Origin of the sequence: Streptomyces sp. NPDC006430 (assembly GCF_040612395.1) — a bacterium.
GTDB lineage: Bacteria > Actinomycetota > Actinomycetes > Streptomycetales > Streptomycetaceae > Streptomyces.
The window spans coordinates 177213-193935 of the sequence record NZ_JBEXQA010000013.1; the positions used below are offsets into that span (position 1 = coordinate 177213).

The 16723-nt window shown below is 73.8% G+C and carries 16 protein-coding genes and 1 pseudogene; 2 read left to right on the forward strand and 15 right to left on the reverse strand.

Annotation, left to right across the window (positions count from 1 at the left end; genetic code table 11):
* The first annotated feature begins 150 nt into the window (after positions 1–150).
* Positions 151–894 carry a LysM peptidoglycan-binding domain-containing protein gene (locus tag ABZZ20_RS20860; protein ID WP_356871564.1) on the forward strand — a complete coding sequence of 248 codons (744 nt, stop codon included), beginning with the start codon at positions 151–153 and terminating at the stop codon, positions 892–894.
* 46 nt (positions 895–940) lie between these two features.
* On the opposite strand, the gene ABZZ20_RS20865 is transcribed toward ABZZ20_RS20860, so the two are convergent.
* The 12 genes and pseudogenes from ABZZ20_RS20865 to ABZZ20_RS20920 all read right to left on the reverse strand — a co-directional run bounded on the left by ABZZ20_RS20865 (position 941) and on the right by ABZZ20_RS20920 (position 12400).
* Positions 941–1546 carry a response regulator transcription factor gene (locus tag ABZZ20_RS20865; protein ID WP_356871566.1) on the reverse strand — a complete coding sequence of 202 codons (606 nt, stop codon included), beginning with the start codon at positions 1544–1546 and terminating at the stop codon, positions 941–943.
* A complete protein-coding gene (locus ABZZ20_RS20870; protein ID WP_356871610.1) occupies positions 1543–2643 on the reverse strand; it encodes a sensor histidine kinase in 1101 nt (366 codons plus the stop codon). The genes ABZZ20_RS20865 and ABZZ20_RS20870 overlap by 4 nt, the downstream gene beginning before the upstream one ends.
* Before the next feature lie 153 nt (positions 2644–2796).
* Positions 2797–3513 (reverse strand): ABC transporter permease, encoded by a 717-nt coding sequence (locus ABZZ20_RS20875; RefSeq protein ID WP_356871612.1) that lies wholly within the window; start codon positions 3511–3513, stop codon positions 2797–2799.
* Positions 3513–4415 carry an ABC transporter ATP-binding protein gene (locus ABZZ20_RS20880; protein WP_356871614.1) on the reverse strand — a complete coding sequence of 301 codons (903 nt, stop codon included), beginning with the start codon at positions 4413–4415 and terminating at the stop codon, positions 3513–3515. Before ABZZ20_RS20880 ends, ABZZ20_RS20875 begins: the two co-directional genes overlap by 1 nt.
* Positions 4416–4696: 281 nt before the next feature.
* Positions 4697–5614 (reverse strand): squalene/phytoene synthase family protein, encoded by a 918-nt coding sequence (locus ABZZ20_RS20885; protein ID WP_356871568.1) that lies wholly within the window; start codon positions 5612–5614, stop codon positions 4697–4699.
* Between the two features lie 65 nt (positions 5615–5679).
* Positions 5680–7359 carry a serine/threonine-protein kinase gene (locus ABZZ20_RS20890; RefSeq protein ID WP_356871570.1) on the reverse strand — a complete coding sequence of 560 codons (1680 nt, stop codon included), beginning with the start codon at positions 7357–7359 and terminating at the stop codon, positions 5680–5682.
* A 27-nt stretch (positions 7360–7386) separates the two neighbouring features.
* Positions 7387–8910: pseudogene (locus ABZZ20_RS20895) on the reverse strand (peptide-N4-asparagine amidase); the annotation flags it as partial.
* Positions 8911–9314: 404 nt separating this feature from the next.
* Positions 9315–9809, reverse strand: coding sequence for a ribonuclease E activity regulator RraA (gene rraA / locus ABZZ20_RS20900; protein WP_356871572.1), 495 nt, complete (start codon positions 9807–9809; stop codon positions 9315–9317).
* Between the two features lie 71 nt (positions 9810–9880).
* The gene (locus tag ABZZ20_RS20905; protein WP_356871574.1) at positions 9881–10147 is read right to left on the reverse strand and encodes a GlsB/YeaQ/YmgE family stress response membrane protein; all 267 of its coding nucleotides are present in this window, start codon (positions 10145–10147) and stop codon (positions 9881–9883) included.
* A 134-nt stretch (positions 10148–10281) separates the two neighbouring features.
* Positions 10282–10617 carry a hypothetical protein gene (locus ABZZ20_RS20910; RefSeq protein WP_356871576.1) on the reverse strand — a complete coding sequence of 112 codons (336 nt, stop codon included), beginning with the start codon at positions 10615–10617 and terminating at the stop codon, positions 10282–10284.
* Between the two features lie 5 nt (positions 10618–10622).
* Positions 10623–11510: a hypothetical protein gene (locus ABZZ20_RS20915; RefSeq protein ID WP_356871578.1), complete on the reverse strand. Its 888-nt coding sequence runs from the start codon at positions 11508–11510 to the stop codon at positions 10623–10625.
* The gene (locus ABZZ20_RS20920) at positions 11507–12400 is read right to left on the reverse strand and encodes a phosphatase PAP2 family protein (protein ID WP_356871580.1); all 894 of its coding nucleotides are present in this window, start codon (positions 12398–12400) and stop codon (positions 11507–11509) included. The genes ABZZ20_RS20915 and ABZZ20_RS20920 overlap by 4 nt, the downstream gene beginning before the upstream one ends.
* Before the next feature lie 226 nt (positions 12401–12626).
* On the opposite strand from ABZZ20_RS20920, the gene ABZZ20_RS20925 reads away from it, so the two are divergent.
* The gene (locus ABZZ20_RS20925; RefSeq protein WP_356871582.1) at positions 12627–13259 is read left to right on the forward strand and encodes a TetR/AcrR family transcriptional regulator; all 633 of its coding nucleotides are present in this window, start codon (positions 12627–12629) and stop codon (positions 13257–13259) included.
* 220 nt (positions 13260–13479) lie between these two features.
* Here ABZZ20_RS20925 and ABZZ20_RS20930 read toward each other — a convergent pair whose 3' ends face one another.
* The 3 genes from ABZZ20_RS20930 to ABZZ20_RS20940 form a co-directional block, all read right to left on the reverse strand.
* Positions 13480–14034 carry a TerD family protein gene (locus ABZZ20_RS20930; RefSeq protein ID WP_356871584.1) on the reverse strand — a complete coding sequence of 185 codons (555 nt, stop codon included), beginning with the start codon at positions 14032–14034 and terminating at the stop codon, positions 13480–13482.
* Positions 14035–14143: 109 nt separating this feature from the next.
* Complete coding sequence (locus ABZZ20_RS20935; RefSeq protein WP_356871586.1) at positions 14144–15361, reverse strand: VWA-like domain-containing protein; 1218 nt, start codon at positions 15359–15361, stop codon at positions 14144–14146.
* 34 nt (positions 15362–15395) lie between these two features.
* On the reverse strand, positions 15396–16634 hold the full coding sequence (locus ABZZ20_RS20940) for an AAA family ATPase (protein WP_356871588.1): 1239 nt from the start codon (positions 16632–16634) through the stop codon (positions 15396–15398).
* Positions 16635–16723 lie beyond the last annotated feature (89 nt).

The following is a 16723-nucleotide window of genomic DNA, read 5'->3' on the forward strand; positions in this document are numbered from 1 at the left end:
GTGCCGATACCAGCAAGTCGATCACCAGGTGGAATTCAAGCCTTGTTCCGGCCCGGCGGGCTCGCTTACGGTCACGTCGTTCCCGGCGGGCAGCTGCCGAATCCGGCCGCCGCCAGGGCTCTCCCGCACCCGCACGTGAGGAATTCCGCCATGCCCGGACTCGGTAAGCACCGCCGGTCGAAGCAGCACCCGATCGCCCGCATGCTGGCGTTTGCCGGTACCGGCGGCGCCGCCCTCGCCCTGCCGCTGATCAGCGCGACCACGGCCGGAGCGACCGTCGCGCAGCCGGCCTCGGCGCCTGCGGTGAGCACCGTCGCACTGCCCGCCGTCAAGGTGGCGGCGGAAAAGGCAGCCGCACCCCTGACGTATTCCGTGAACGTCGGGGACAGCCTTTCGAAGATCGCAGCTGAGCATTCCGTGAGCGGTGGTTGGCAGGCGCTGTACGAGGCCAACCGGAGCGTCGTCGGCAGCAACCCGTCGGTCATTCGCCCCGGGCTCAAGCTGAGCCTCGGCACCGTGGCAAAGGCGGCCCCGGCGAAGGCCACCGCCGTCGCCAAACCCGCCCCCGCGTACGGGAACAATCTCGACGGATGGATCCGGGAGTCGCTGGACATCATGGCCAAGCACGGAATCCCCGGCAGCTACAACGGAATTCACCGCAACGTGATGCGCGAGTCGTCCGGCAACCCGTTCGCCATCAACAACTGGGACTCCAACGCCGCGGCCGGCATCCCCTCCAAGGGCCTGCTCCAGGTCATCGACCCGACCTTCCGGGCCTTCCACGTGCCCGGCACCTCGCTGAACTCGTACGACCCGGTCGCCAACATCACGGCCGCCTGCAACTACGCGGCGGCCCGCTACGGCTCGATCGACAACGTCAACGGCCCGTACTGACCGGGCGGCCCGCCCCGCGTCCGCCCGTGCCCGCCCGTGTCCGCCGTCAGAGCCAGCCCTGCCGGCGGGCCGCGCGGACGGCCTCCGTGCGGTTGCGGGTTCCGGTCTTGCCGATGGCCGAGGACAGGTAGTTCCGTACCGTCGACTCGGACAGGTACACCCTCGCCGCGATGTCGGCCACGGTCGCCCCGTCGGCCGCGGCGTTCAGTACGTCCATCTCGCGCGCGGTCAACGGGTTCGGGCCGGCGCTGAGCGCGGCGGCCGCGAGTGAGGGGTCGATCACGGTCTCCCCGGCCAGCACCCGACGTATCGCCGCGGCCAGTTCCTCCACCGGACCGTCCTTGACCAGGAACCCGGCGGCCCCGGCCTCCATCGCCCGGCGCAGGTAGCCGGGGCGTCCGAACGTGGTCAGGATCAGCACCCGGCAGTCGGGACAGCGCGTGCGCAGGTCGGCGGCGGCGTCGAGCCCGCTGCGGCCCGGGAGTTCGATGTCGAGCAGGGCCACGTCCGGAAGCGCGTCGAGCGCGGCGGGCACGATCTCGTCCCCCGCGCCGACCTGCGCGACGACCTCGATGTCCTCCTCCAGCCCGAGCAGCAGGGCCAGTGCGCCCCGCATCATGCCCTGGTCCTCCGCGAGCAGGACCTTGATCATCTACTGTCCCCGTTCCCTGGTGCGGCCGGCTCCGCCGGGAGCTCGGCGGTGACCCGGAAGCCGCGGTCCGGGGCCGGGCCGCCGACGAGGGTGCCGCCCGCCGCGGCGAGGCGTTCGGTGAGGCCGGTCAGTCCGCTGCCCGGCGGGGTCGAGCCTACGCCGCTCCCGTCGTCGGTGATCACCAGGCGTACCCGTTCCGCCGAGCTCCGCACTTCGATCTCGCAGGTGGCCGCGCCGCTGTGCCGGATGGCGTTGGTGACGGCCTCGCGGACCACCCAGCCCAGCAGGGCCGCCGCCTGCGGCGGCAGCGGGGGCCCGGACTGTCGTACGACGGGCTCGATCCCGGCGGTGATCAGCGTGCTGCGGGCCCGGTCGAGTTCGGTCGCGAGGCTGGTCTCGCGGTAGCCGGTGACGGCCTCCCTGATCTCGACGAGCGCCTGACGGCCGACGGATTCGATGTCGGCGACCTGGACGAGGGCCGCGTCCAGGTCGCGGGGGGCGATCCGGCGGGCCGCCTCCGACTTCACGACGATCACCGACAGGGTGTGGCCGAGCAGGTCGTGCAGATCGCGGGAGAAGCGCAGCCGCTCCTGGTCCACGGCTGCCCGGGCCAGCTCCTGTCGTGTCTCGCGCAGTTCCTTCACCGTCTCGGAGAGCGCGAGGATGGCCGCGGTCACCATGCCCGACAGCAATGTCCCGTAGACGATGCCGAGGGTGTCCCACCCCTCGTCCAATCCTGCGATCGCCCCGGCCAGGGCGGTCACGCCGAACATCACCGGGCCGAGCTTGCGCCCCCGGACCACAGCGCCGGTGGCGAGGCCCCACAGCGGGAAAAACAGCAGCCAATTGCCGCCGTAGGCGAAGGCGAGGGCGCAGGTGACCGCGCCCAGCGCGGCCAGGCACCAGCGGGTGCCGGCCGCCTCCCGCGCCCGCTTGTCGAAGGCGCGGAACACGATGGTGACGTAGAGGGAGTTGAAGACCAGCAGGCCGAGGGCGCCGATCCAGGGGTTGGGCGTCTCCCCCTTGACGAGGTTGGAGATCGCGCCCATCCCCAACAGCAGCCAGGGCAGCAGGCTGAAGGCGCTGGGAGGGCCCATCGGGCCGCGGCCGTCGTCGTGGGCCGCGCCGCACGCCTTGCGCTCCTTCTCCCGTGCCCGCCATTCGGCCTTGCGGGCCGCCCAGTCGGGCTTCCCCTCCCACGCGATCCCCCGTTTGCCCTGCATCTTCGCTCCTGTTCCCCGCCCCATGCGTCAGGCCGTCCGTGCGGACCGACGGTACGCGTGCGCCGCGTACAAGCCGAACAGCAGGGCCCATACCGCGAGTACGGCCACCGCGCCGAGGCCAGGGGCCGCACCGGCGGCGATGGACTGGCCGATCTCGGCGAAACGGCGGGTGGGGACGACAGCGGAGAGGGAGCGCAGCCAGTCCGGGAACAGCTCGACCGGGAACCAGAGGCCGCCGGCGACCGACAGCGCGAGGCTGCACCCGACGTTGACCAGTCCGGTGGTCTGGGAGGTGAGCCGGTAGCCGTTGCCCATCCCGAGGAGAGTGAAGGGGAGTGCGCCGAGCCAGAGGGCGAGGGCGACGGCGGCCCACTGCCAGGCGTCGAGCCGGACGCCGTTGACGAACGCGCCCGCGGCGAGCACCGCGGCGATGGCGGGCAGCACGATCACCGAGCCGGTCAGCGCCCGGCCCGCCACCACCTGGCGCGGGGTCATCGGGGTGACCCGCAGCTGCCGCAGCCAGCCGGTGCCCTTGTCCTCGGCGACGCCGGTCCCCGTCGACAGGGCGGCGCCCAGGGCCCCGTAGGCGGCCATGGCCACCATGGAGGCGGTCTTCCACTCGGCCGCGTCGGTACCGAGGTTGGTGAACAGGAGGTACATCACCACCGGCATTCCGATGCCGAAGACGATGAAGGCCATGTCGCGCAGGATGCGGCGGACTTCCAACCGGACGTAGGCGGTGATCATCGGGCACGCTCCACGGAAGCGACGGTGTCGGGGTCGGTGCGGGTCAGGGTGAGGAAGGCCTCGTCGAGCGAGGGCGCGGTGACCTCGATGCCGCGGACGGCGCCGCAGCGAGCGAGGGCGACGACGGTCGCGTCCGGGTCCTGCGTGCGCAGTCGCGCTCGGTCTCCCCGTACCTCCACGGCGACCACGCCGGGCAGGTCACCGAGGCCCGCGGTGGAACGTCCGGCCAGGTCGATGGAGACCAGCGACCCGCCTGCGGCACGACGCAACTGCTCCCCGGTGCCGTCGGCGACGATCCGACCGCGGTCGACGACCACGATCCGGTCGGCGTGCGCGTCGGCCTCCTCCAGGTAGTGCGTCGAGAACAGGACGGCGTTGCCGCGCCCGGCGTGGCCGCGCACGGATTCCCAGAAGGCGCGGCGGGCCTCCACGTCGAGGGCGGCGGTCGGCTCGTCGAGCACGATCAGCTCCGGGTTGCCGGCAAGGGCGACGGCGAACCGCACGCGCTGGGCCTGGCCCCCGGAGAGCCGGTCGATGCGGCGGCCGGCGAGGGCGGTGAGCCCGGCGAGCTCCAGCGCCTCGGCGACGGGCAGCGGCGCCGGGTAGGTCCTGGCCACGAAGGCGACGAGCTCGCGCACCGTGATCCGCGGCACGGCGCGCCCCTCCTGGAGCATCGCACCCACCCGGCCGGCCCGGACCGCCTGCCCGGGTTCCCGTCCGAAGAGCCGTACGCTGCCCGCGTCGGGCTCCTCCAGTCCGAGCAACAGGCTGATCGTGGTGGACTTCCCGGCCCCGTTGCGGCCGAGCAGGGCGACCGTCTCGCCGCGCCGGACGTCGAGGTCGATGCCCGCGACGGCTTGGACGGGGCCGTAGGACTTGGCGGCCTGCCGGAACCGGATCGCGGGCTCGCCGTCCGGCGCGGTGGCCGGCGCAGTGTCCTGCGGGGCGAGGTGGGGTGTCGTGGTCGTCTGCGTCATGCCCACCACGCTAGGGATCGGGGCGGGTCGCCCGGCAGAGCCGCTTGTACGGACCCGGGCAGTACGAATGTCCCAGCGGGATGATCTTCAACGGAAGGTCGAGCGTCGGGCCCGGCCCGCCCGACTCCCTCGCCCCACCTCGTCAAGCAGCGGCAGTGGCCCACCGCGTGGATCGGAGGGGCGGCCCGTGCCGTGAGGAGTTCTCAGCGGGCGGCCGTACGGGACCTGCGCGCACGGGCGCGGACCAGGGTGCGCAGCGGGGCCGCCAGGCCGTAGCCGACGTCCTTGCGCAGGGCTCGAACTCCCGCCCGCTCCACCGCGGCCAGTTGGTGGCCCATGAGCTCCGTCATGGTCGCGACCACCGGGCGCAGGCCCGGCTCGACCAGGGCGAGGATGCCGTCGGTGGCGTCGAGAGCGGTCCGGGCGCGCCGGGTTTCGGCGGCGAGGAAGGCGCGTACGGCTGGGGTGTCGCGGGCCTGTTCGAGGTCGGCGCGGGTCACGGAGTGCTCGGCGAGACGGACGCGCGGAAGGCAGAGCCGGCCCTGTGCGAGGTCGCCGGCGAGGTCGGCGAGGAAGTCGACGCGCTGGGCGGCGTCGACGAACCTCCGCCAGCCGGCGCCCTGTTCCGCGTCGGGCCCGCCCTGGTACTGGAGCCCGGCGAAGACCAGCACTCCCGGCCAGGCGTAGGCGTCGAGGTAGGCCTGGAAGTCCTCCTCGGTCTCGAAGCCGTCGAAGCGGGCTTCGGCGCTGGCCGCGCCGTCCAGGAAGCGGGAGACCCAGTGCACCGGCAGGCCGCGGGAGGCGACGGCGTGCGCGTACGCGCGCAGCAGCGGGTCGGGGCTGTCGCCCGTCCTGAGCGCCGCCTGCGCACGTTCGGCCAGCGTGGCGAGACCGGTGGAACGCTCGTGCGGGGTACCGGTCTCGGCCACGTCGTCGACCAGGTTCATGAAGGCCACCCCTGCGGTCAGCCAGGGCACCAGCGCCGGCGCGGCGAGCAGGCGCAGCGTCACGTACGGGGCCGGTTCGCGGCGCAGGACCCGGCGGGCGACGCTGGTGTAGTCGGCCCGCAGCCCGGGTCCTGAGATACCGGCCGCCGTGAGGGTGGTGCGCCAGGTGGGCATGGGGGCGTGCTCCTCGAACCGTGAAGGACCGTACGCAGGTGCGGTCTGCGTACGGGTACACGATGTCAGGAGCGGTAGACCTTCTTCACCTTGCCCTGGGTGTCGGCGTGGACGTAGCCGCCCTGGCCGTACTCGTCGCTGAGGTAGGGCCGCATGGACGGGGTCTGGTCGAAGAGCCAGGGCTCGACGATGACGTAGCGGGAGGTCGGGTTGGCGACGCCGAGATCCTGCTTGGCCTGGTCGAGCAGACCGGGCAGGGCGTCCCAGTTGACGGTCGCCATGTCGATCAGCGGCTCGTTCGGCTCGACGGTGCCGCCGGGGCCGGTGCGCTTCGCCTCGCCCTCGCGGTACTGGTAGCGGTCGTAGGTCTTGGCTCCCGGGCCGGTGGGGATGGAGGCGAGGACGTACTCCTCGTAGACCGTCATCTCCACGAACTCGGTGGTGCCGGACTTCTGCTTGAGGGCTTCCAACGCGGTGCGCACGTTCGCGGGGGTGAGCAGGCTGCCCTTGGGGGCGGCGACCGGGCTTCCGTTCGACTTGGGAGCGCTCGCCCTGGGACTGGGGGTGGTGGAGGGGGCCGCACTGTTGGTGGTGGCGCCGCCCTTGGCTTCGTCGCCGCCGTCGCCGGAGTGGCCGTCGGGCAGCCAGTTGACGATCCCTATGACGCCGCCGGTCAGGACCAGCGCGAGCAGACCGCCGAGCAGCGCCGGGCGGCGGCGCGGGGTGTCCCGCTGCGGGACGGGCGCGGTGACCGCGTACGGGGAGCCGCCGCCGGGGGTGAACGGCGGCGGGGCGTAGGGCTGCGGCGGCAGCTGCGGCTGTTGGACGCCGGGCTGCGGGAGCGGTGGCCCGTACTGGCCGAGGGCCGGCGGGGGCGTGGCCGGCGAGGCACCGCCGAGCGCAGTGCTCGCGTCGCGGAGCAGCTGTTCCAGTTGCGCGGCGTCGGGTCGCACGGCCAGATCCCGTACGAGGAGCCGTTCCAGTACGGGTCCCAACGGGCCGGAGCGCACCGGGGCCGGGATCGGCTCGTCGAGGACGGCGACGACGGTGGCCAGGCTGGTGGCCCGGCGCAGCGGATGGGCCCCTTCCGCGGCCACGTACAGCAGCATGCCGAGCGACCACAGGTCGGAGGCGGCCAACCCCTCCTCCCCGCGTACGCGCTCCGGCGCGATGTACTCCGGCGAGCCGATCAGCACGCCGGTGGAGGTCAGGGCGGTCGATCCGTGCAGGGCCGCGATGCCGAAGTCCGTCAGCACGGCCGAGCCGTCGGGCCGCAGCAGTACGTTGGCCGGCTTCACGTCGCGGTGGAGCACTCCTTCGGCGTGCGCGGCCCGCAGCGCGGACAGCACGTCGAGGCCGAGCCGCAGCACGTCCGCGACCGGCATCGGCCCCGACTCCAGCTTGTCGTGCAGCGAGCCGCCCTTGACCAGTTCCATCACGATCCACGGATGCCCGTCCGTGCCGTCCTCGGGCTCCACGATGTGGTGGATGGTCACCACGTGCGGGTGTGCGAGCCGGGCGAGCGCCCGCGCCTCGCGGATGGCGCGTTCGCGCAGCTGGACGGTGAGCCCGGGCTGGGCGGCGGCGGTCGCGGGGTCCGGCGGGCGCACCTCCTTGAGCGCAACATCACGGTGCAATGCGATGTCGCGGGCGCGCCACACCGTGCCCATACCGCCGGCGCCCAGGGGGGCGATCAGTTCGAAGCGGCCGTCGACCAGCTGTCTACCGGCCTCACTCATGTCCATGGCCGGTCATCGTAGGCGCCGCCGGTGTCAGCAGCGTCGGCGGTCCACCGTCAGCGTGCCCTGGGCGGTGGCCACCGTCCGGTCGTAGCAGCCGCCCACCGCTTGCGACCCGTACAGCTGGTAGCGCTCGGAGCTGGTGCCGACCGCGTGCCGCTGCTCGCGCGGGACGTTCGCCGTGTAGCTCGCGTCTCCCGTGTAACGGTCGTCCAGCCAGGTCCGGTCCACGGTCCGGCCGCCGCGCAGGGTCGTCGTCTGCGCACGGTCGCCGAGGGCGATGACGGTGCGCAGCCGGTCCCCGGCGCCGAGCGTGGTCTCGCCGTCCATCGAGTACGTGCGCACCGTGCGTGTCGTCGTGGGCCCGCGGGTGACGCTCTCCTCGTCGGTCCAGGTGGCGGTCAGGGCGTCCTGGTTCTCGCCCTCCGTCCACCGGTGCACGGAGGTGTGGTGCACGGCGCGGGTGACGGTGGTGGTGACCCGTCCGTGGGAGGTGTCCAGCCGGCCCGAGACGGTCAGCCGGTGGCCCCCCTCGGTGTCGAGGCGGTGCTGCGTACCGGGCGTCCAGCGGCTGGAGTTGACCGGCTCGCTCTCCTCGTGCCGGGTGAGGGCGCCGGTGACGACCTCGCGGTGTTCGTCCTGCCACAGCAGCAGGTTCGTGGGGGTGCTCCAGCCGCTCTGTCCGGCCGGGACCCCCGCGACGGACACCTCGATCCGGTGCGGACGCCCGTCGTTGAGGAGCGCGGCGTACGGGGTGAGGTCGTAGACGACGGGCTGCACGTCGAAGGCGCGGGGCGCGGGGTTGACGTACCAGAGGAAGGGGTTTGACCAGCCGCCGGTCCACACGGTCGGGAAAGGTGCCGCGATGCCGGCGAGTTGCCCGTCCACCGAGATGCGGACCTCGCGGTGGGGGCCGTCGGCGGCCTTGCAGGAGTACGGGGCCGCGTCGGGGGTGGTCATGTACCAGTACTCCTCGCAACCGCCGCCGGAGCCGGTGGCGTACACCTCGGCGAGGAGGCGCTCGGTGTTGCGCGGGGTGGTGACGTCCGGGGTGGTGAGCGGGAGGACGCGGTCGGGGGTGTCGGGGGCCGCGGCGTGCCGGTCGGCCGCGTAGAAGGTGAGGGTGACCTTGACGTCGATGACTCCGGTGTAGGTGTCGTCGACGACGTTCCCGATCAGCATCTCGACGGGCTGCGCGCGGCCGAGGACGTCGCGGTAGCGGGTGACGTCCTTCTCGACCGACCAGGTGATGCCGTCGGGCGAGGGCTCGGGGGTGGAGGTCCGGAGGATCTCCACCCCGCCGAGGGAGAGGTGGCCCAACCGGTCGTACTGGCGGCCCTTGACCTTGCCGTCGAGGCGCAGGACCACTTTGGCCCAGTTCTGGCCCGTGCCGCACGCGGTCGGCGGGGTGTAGTTCCCGACGTACGGGGTGTAGTCGCGGAACTGTGCCTCGGCGAGGGTGACCTCGCAGGAACGGGTCGCGGGCCGCGCGACGGGCGGCGCGGCGGTGAGCGGGTCGTGCCAGTCGCTCCCGAACTCGGCGGGGACCTCGCCCGCGCCGCCGGGCCGGGGCACGGCCGGGGCGGCGGGACTGCCGGCGCTGGTGAGGGCCCCGGGGCTTGCCGGGCCGCCCGGTAGGGCTGCGCCGGCACGGTGGACGCCGCCCGCGCGTACGGTCGCACCCGTGACGTCGACCGTGGGGGCCGCGCCCGCGGGTCCCGCGGCGCCGGCCAGGGTGCCCGTGGCGAGCGCGAGCGCGCCGAGCAGGCCCGTGATCCTGTGTCGTCTCATGGCCCCGCAGTGAAACCCCGCGCGCCCGGTCGGCACCAGGCGCGCGGTGCGACCCTGGCCGAATCTCGCCCCCGCGGAAGCCGGACGGCCGGTGGGCCGGTGGGCCGTGAGCGGCGAGTGGTGAGCCGTGGGGTGGGTGGCCGTCCGTGGTGCGACGCGCGCGAGGGTCGTCAGGCGGAGCGGGAGGCCGCCGGCAGGACGACGGTGCCGTCGTCATCCGCGTGGACCGTGTCCCCGGGGCGGAACGTGACCCCTCCGATCGTGACCGGCTCGTCCACCGTGCCCGCGCCCGTCTTCCCGCTCTTGCGGGGGACCGTACCCAGCGCCTTGATCCCGAGGTCGAGCCCGCCGAGGGCGACGCTGTCGCGGACCGCGCCGTTGATGATCAGCCCCGCCCAGCCGTTCTCCTGCGCCGCTCCGGCGATGAGGTCGCCGGTGAGCGCGGTGCGCAGCGCGCCACCGCCGTCCACGACGAGGACCGCGCCGCCGCCCGGTGCGTGCACCAACTCGCGCAGCAGGGCGTTGTCCTCGTGGCAGGTGACGGTCCGCACCGGGCCGGCGAAGAGCCGGCGCCCGCCGAACTGGCGGAACGGCACGGTGCAGATGGCCAGGCCCTCGCCGTGCTCGTCGTACAGGTCGCTGGTGGGAACGGGGGTGACGCGCATGTGGCTCGGGACTCCTCGCACTTCGTGGGTCGCGCCGCGGGCCGCGGCCCGGGCAGTGGTCGCAGCGCCGCTCAGTTGCGGGAGTTGCCGAACAGGATCCGGTATCCGATGAGCAGCACCAGGGAACCTGCGATCGCGGAGCCCCAGGTGGCGGGGTCGTAGAACTCGTGTCCGATCGGCTTGTCCAGGAACTTGGCGGAGAGCCAGCCGCCGATGAACGCGCCGGCGATGCCGATGAGGGTGGTTCCGATCAGGCCGCCGGGGTCGCGACCGGGCAGCAGGAACTTGGCTATGGCGCCGGCGAGCAGCCCCAGGACGATCCAGCTGACGATCCCCATGCCTGTTCACTCCGCTTCGTCGGTGCATGTGCATACGCGTGTGCGTATGCAAGTGCGTATGCGTGTGCGTGTGCGTTCACGTCGCCGTGTTCGCTTTCTCACCGGGGAGGACGCGAACACGGCCGAAACGGTTCTCAGCTGCGGCGGTTCGCCATCAGCGCCACCGCGGCGACCACCACGGCGGCCGTGATGAGGCGGCCTCGCGAGCGCCGCGCGAGCACCGAGTGCGTGGACTGCGAGGACAGCAGGGACCGGTTCGACCGGAAGGAGAGCACGGAGCGGCGCGACTGCGCGGAGAGCAGGGAGCCCGTGCTCAGCCAAGAGCCCGCGGAGCCGACGGAGAGCGCGGAGCCGACCGACCCGACCGACAGCACGCTGCCGGCGGACCCGACGGAGAGCACCGAGCCCACCGAACCGATCGACAGCACCGAGTTCTTGGACCAGAGCGAGAGAAACGATCCGTCAGCCATACGCGTCATGCTGCCACACGAGTGATCGGCACCGCGGACGGCGCTTCGGGCCCGGGCGACGGTGCAGGCACGGTGCTCGGGGTCGTCCGCGTCAGCAGCAGCACCCCGCGCGCCGCCGCGAGCGCACCGGCCCCGGCGAGCAGGACTCCCCCGGCGCCGCCCTGGAGGCGTTCGCCGAGCAGGACCATCCCGATGGCGGCGGCGGCCAGCGGGTTGGCCAGGTTCACCACGGCGAGCGGCGCCCCGAGCCCGCCCCGGTAGGCGCGCTGCGACAGGAGCATCCCGCCGACCGCGAACACCACCACGAGCAGGGCCACGGCGATGACCCGCACGCTGAGCAGGGCTCCCCCGCGGCCGGCCGCCACGGCCACCGTCTGGGTCAGGGCGGACGCCACGGCGGAGGCCAGCCCGGACGCCGTGGCGTGCCGCAGCCCCGAGCGCACGTCCCGGCGTACGGTCAGCAGCACGATCGCGGCGACGGTCGCCCCCGACACGGCGAGCGCCTCCGCCAGGCTCAGGGTGTCGTCGGGGGCCGGTCCGGAGGCCGGGAGCAGCAGGAGCCCCAGCCCGACGACGGTGGCCAGGGTGCCCCGCCATTCGGTGGGCGCGACCCGGCGGCCGGCCCTTCGCGCGCCCAGCGGAACGGCCGCGACGAGGGTGAGGGCGCCGAGCGGCTGCACCAGGGTGAGCGGCCCGTACCGCAGGGCGGCTGCGTGGAGGAGTGCAGCGCCGGCGTTGAGCCCGGCGGACCACCACCAGGCGCCGTTGCCGAGCAGGGCGCGGGCGCTGCGGGCGACGGCGGCGCGGGCGAGCCGCTCCTGGGCCACGGCGGCGGCCGCGTACGCCACGGCGGAGGCGAGGCAGAGAGCGACGGCGAGGGCGGTGGCGTTCACCGGCCGACCCCCGCGGCCCCGCGTTCCGCCCCCACGGCCCCGCGTTCCGCCCCCGCCCCCGTCACCTCGGCCGCCCCGGCGGAGTTCCGCGGGCGCGGCAGGTGCCGTACGACGGGCAGCGAGGCGCTACGGAGCCGGGGGCCCGGGACGACCAGCAGGGCCCCGGCCAGCAGCACGGTGGCGACGATGGCGTCGAGCCAGTAGTGGTTGGCGGTGCCCACGACCACGAGCAGCGTCAGCAGTGGGTGCAGCAGCCACAGCACGCGCCAGCGGGAGCGCGTGGCGGCGATCGCGCCGAGCGCCAGCACCAGCGCCCATCCGAAGTGCAGCGAGGGCATCGCGGCGAACTGGTTGGCCATGGTGTCGGCGGCGGGCGCGGCCCGGTAGACGGAGGGCCCGTAGACCTTCGCGGTGTCGACCAGGTGTGCCGCGTCGAGCATCCGGGGCGGTGCGAGCGGGAAGGCGAGGTGCAGCGCGAGGGCGGCACCGGTCAGGACGGCCAGTACGCGCCGGGCCCACAGGTAGTGGCCGGGTCTGCGCAGGTACAGCCAGATCAGGAACAGCACGGTCGCGGGGAAGTGCACGGCCGCGTAGTACGTGTTCGCGGTGTGCACGAGCAGGTCCCCGGCACCGGCACCGCCGCTGCCGCTGCCGGCCCCGGGCAGGAGCAGCCGCTGGACCGCGCCCTCGCCGGGCAGGTGCAGAGTGCGCTCCAGGTGCCAGATCCGCGTCGCGTTGCGGAAGGCTTCGTCGGTGCGGTCCGTGGAGAGCATCCGGCCCCCCTTGTAGACGGTGAACAGGCCCGCGACGAGCAGCAGCTCGCGCACGAGGCGCCGCTGCCCGGGGCGCGGGCCTCCGGCAGGCCCGGCGGGTGTGGTGTGGGAGCTCATTCCCCCGCTCTCTCTTCCTGTGCTCGCGCCCCCCGGGTGCGCGTACGCGGAGGGTCACGCGGATGGTGCGCCGGTGTGCGGCGGCTCGTCCCGACCGCGCACACATCGACACGCCAGTGTATCGATACATTCGCGTATCGATACGCCGGAGTACCGATACGCTTGCGTCCCGTACACTTTTCGGACGGAACCAACCCCGCGGAGCCCCCGAGGAGAGCCGCCCACCATGACGTTGACGCCGCCCGCCGCGCGCCGCTCCAAGATCTCCCCGGAGCGGGTGCAGGAGTTCTACGACGCCGTCCTGGAGCAGCTGCGCGAGCACGGGTACGAGGCCCTGACCATGGAGGGCGTCGCCGCCCGGGCCTGCTGCGGGAAGTCGACCCTCTACCGGCAGTGGAAAACCAAGCCGCAGCTGGTCGCGGCGGCCCTGCGCGCGAACCGTCAGGGCACGCTGGTCGCCGTGGACACCGGCACGCTCGCCGGCGACCTGCGCGAGGCGGCCCGTATCGCGGCCGGCACCTCGGGGCGGGACACGCGGCTCACGCAGGCCCTCGGACATGCCGTACTGAGCGACGAGGAGCTCCAGTCAGCACTGCGCGAGGCGCTCGTCGAGCCGGAGTTGACCGCTTTCGACGCGATGGTGGCGCGGGCCGTGGCCCGGGGCGAGATCGCCGCGGACCATCCGGCGGTGGAGTTCCTCCCGGCGCAGCTGATGGGCGTACTGCGGATCCGACCGGTACTGGAGGGGAAGTACGCCGACGCCGACTACCTGGTCCGGTTCGTTGACGCGGCCCTGCTGCCCGCACTGGGCCTGGCCCCTGCGCCCTCCCACGCCCCGGACCGGGCCCCGGCCCCCTGAACCGGTGGGCCGCCGTCACCGATGACCGGACGGCGACCCGCCCGCGCTGCCTCGTGGGGACGGCGGCAGCGCGCCACCCGGACGGGGCGGTGGTCACTCACTCAAGGGAGTGACCACCGCCCGGTCTGTGCGGCCGCAGGCACGTGACACGAGCCCGCGTGCCGCCCCGGGTCCACTCACCTCCCGGACCCCTCTGCCGTGGCCGCGCCCGCAGCCCGGGTCAGGGCTCTCGGACTCCCATGACCTGCACGAACTCCTCCGGATCGGCGTCGAAGCCCCGTACGACCGCCTCCAGCGACCAGGCTCCCGAGGCGTCGCGCGTGAATTCCGCGACCGTGGCCGCGGTGGCGGCCGGGATGCCCGCGAAATCGGTCACGGCGAGCTCGGTGTAGCCCTCCCGGATCCGCAGCCCGGTACCGCCTATCCCCGCGAACGTCTTCGTACGGCCGTCGCGCGGCCCCGTGTCCTGTATGACCACGCCCACCACCACGCGCCCCAGCTCGGGCGCCATCCGATTCAGTTCGAGGGTCATCACCTCGTCGAAGCCGAAGCCCTGGCCGGTGTGGCTGTCACGGTTCAAGGTGATGGTGCCGTCGGGCGAACGACTGCCGAAGTGCACGAGGTGGACGGGCACCCCGTGGAGGTCCGCGGCGCCGTAGACCGCGGCGATGATGTCCAGGTCGTGCGCGGGCGTGCCCGCGGGGCTCGGATCCCACCGCAGTGCGATCTCCACCTTGGCCAGGCCCTTGCGTACTCCGCTCGTCGAAGCGCTCACCGAAGTCCCCCTCCTCTTGCCGGGTGTTGCCCGGCCATGCTGTCATGCAGCGACCCTGCCGGTCCGGACAAGCGCATGTTCCCGGCCAGTTGGGCCGCGGCCCTGCGTCTCAGCCTCCGGGCCCGACGCGTACGGTCTCCACCCAGCCCGGCGGCTGCGGCGCACCGGCCCCGATCAGGGCGGCGATCAGCCGGCAGGACGGGGTCTCGTCCGGCCACGGCGTGTATCCGTCGGTCAGGACGACGACGATGTTCGGCCGGTCCGGCATCGCCAGCGCGGCGTTGATGCCGACGCGCATGTCGGTGCCGCCGCCCCCGGCCAACGCCACCTGCTCGGTACTGGTCACCCGGGCGACGGTGTGCACGTCCGCGTCGCAGGCCAGCACGGCCACCCGGTTGCCCCGGACCCCCACCTCCCGTAGGACGCCCGTGACCTCGCCGAGCGCGGCGGCGAGCTCGTCCTCGCCCATGGACCCCGAGGTGTCGATGACGATCGCGACCCGCGGCAACGGCCGGCGCAGACTGGGCAGCACCACCCGGCCGCCGAGCGCCGGAGTGCGGCGCGAGGGCCTGCGGTAGGTGTAGTCCACCGCGCCGCCGGCCCAGGCCGCGGCCTCCCGCACCGCCCCGGACAGCGCGCGGCGCCAATCGACGGTGGGCTCCAGCAGCTCCTGCGCCCAGCGCTGCCAGCCGGCCGGGACCTTGCCACGGGCGCGCTGGTGGGCGCGCACGGCCTCGGCGGTCTGCCGGCGCAGCGCCTCCGCCTCGACCGGACCGATCCGGGTGGGTCCCGCGCCCCCGTCGAGCTCCCACGGGCTCGGCGCGCCGTGCGCGCCCGAGCCGCAGTTCGGCGCGTGCGGCGGGGTGGCCGGGATCGCGGGCAGGTACGTCTCGAACATCCCACCGGTGGGCAGCCCGAACAGCCGGGGCTCCATCCGCCCCTCGGGCAGCGCCAGTCCGTCGGCCAGGAGGTCGTCGTTGATCTCGCAGTCCTGGGCGATGTTGATCCGCACCGGGTCGCGCTGGTCTGCGGCCGAGAGCCGGTCGGCCCGTCCGTGGTGGTCGCGCAACAGGTGGGCCACCTCGTGGATCCAGACCCCGGCCAGTTCCGCCACCGGGGTCGCCTCGACGAAGGCCGGCGCGACGTAGCAGCGCCAGTGACGGTCCACGCCCATCGTCCGGACCCCCGCCGAGGGGACCACGGTGAGGGCGTAGAGGGCGGACGCGAGGTACGGCCGGGCCTCGGCAGCCTTGTACCGGGCGGCCAGCAGTTTCGCCCGGTCCAGGCGGGCGGCCGCGAACACTCCGTCGGCAGGCGCACCGTCCATGGGCACACCGTCCATGGGCACCGTCACCGCGCGGTCAGCCGCTGCCGGGCAGGGCGCCGGAGAGCTGGAGCAGTTCGACGAACGCATCGATCCCCGGGGGCACTGGCCAGTCCAGGTCGCGCATCGCGGCCAGGTCGGCGGCTGCCCGCGCGGCGACGTCCGGTACGCCGGCGTCCACGGCCTTGGCGAGTACCGCCCAGGCCGCCTCCCAACGGGGGCGGGTGAGTTCGCCCTGGACGGCCGCGACCACGGCGATGAGGAAGGCCAGTTGCCGGTCCCCGCGTTCGGGCAGGGCGAAGGCGTCCGGGTCGGCGAGCACCCGGTCCGGGTCGGGCAGGTCGAGGTGCTCCACGTACGCGAGCAGTTCGATGCCGGCCGCGTCCCCGATCGCACCGGTGAGGGCGGCGGCCAGGGCCTCCCGGCCGGCGCCGGCCGCGTACCCGGTCGCCAGCAGGCGCAGTGCCATCTCCCAGGTGCGCGGGGAGGGCCAGGCGCGGCCGCGGCCCTCGGCCTCCTTGGGCATGTGGTGCACCAGGCCGGGTCGGGCGGTGAGGAAGCCGGAGATCACGCCGCGGGCGCGGGCCACGGCCCCGGGGACCCTGGCGGGGTCGACGGCCGGGAGGGCCACCTCAGGCCAGGTGCCGGCCATGCCTCGGGCGACGGTGCGCGGACTGTGGGTCCAGTCGAGGTGGACGAACCGGTTGGCCAGCGGCGGGCTGAGGTGCCAGCCGTCCGCCGCGCTGGACGGCGGGTTGGCCGCGGCGACGATCCGCACCGACTCCGGCAGCACCAGACTGCCGATCCGGCGTTCCAGGACCACCCGCAGCAGCGCCGCCTGCACGGCCGGTGGGGCGGAGGACAACTCGTCGAAGAACAGCAGGCCGTGGCCGGTGCGGGCCAGGCGTACCGCCCAGTCCGGCGGGGCCATGGGCACGCCGGTGGTGGCGGGGTCGTCTCCGACGATGGGGAGACCGGCGAAGTCGGAGGGCTCGTGGACGCTGGCGATGACCGTCTCCAGCTCGACCCCGAGGGCGGTGGCGAGCTGCTGCATGCCGGCAGATTTGCCGATGCCCGGTTCACCCCAGAGTAGGACCGGCTGGTTGGCCGTCACGGCCAGGGCCAGTGCCTCCAGTTGGGGATTCGTGGCGGGTTCGGTACGGGTGGCGCGCAGTCGTGCGCCCAGGGCGTCGGCGGCTGCCAGGGCCCGCGGCGACGGTGAACCCGGCTGCGGCTGGAGAACCTGCTGCGGACCCGGCTGCGGCTGCGTGCTCATTAGAGGACCATCCCTTCTGCAGCCCTCACGGGTAGGGTTGTGACCTCTCGGTCCTGGTGGGTGCACGGCCATGTGTGCGAGCCGTTCGA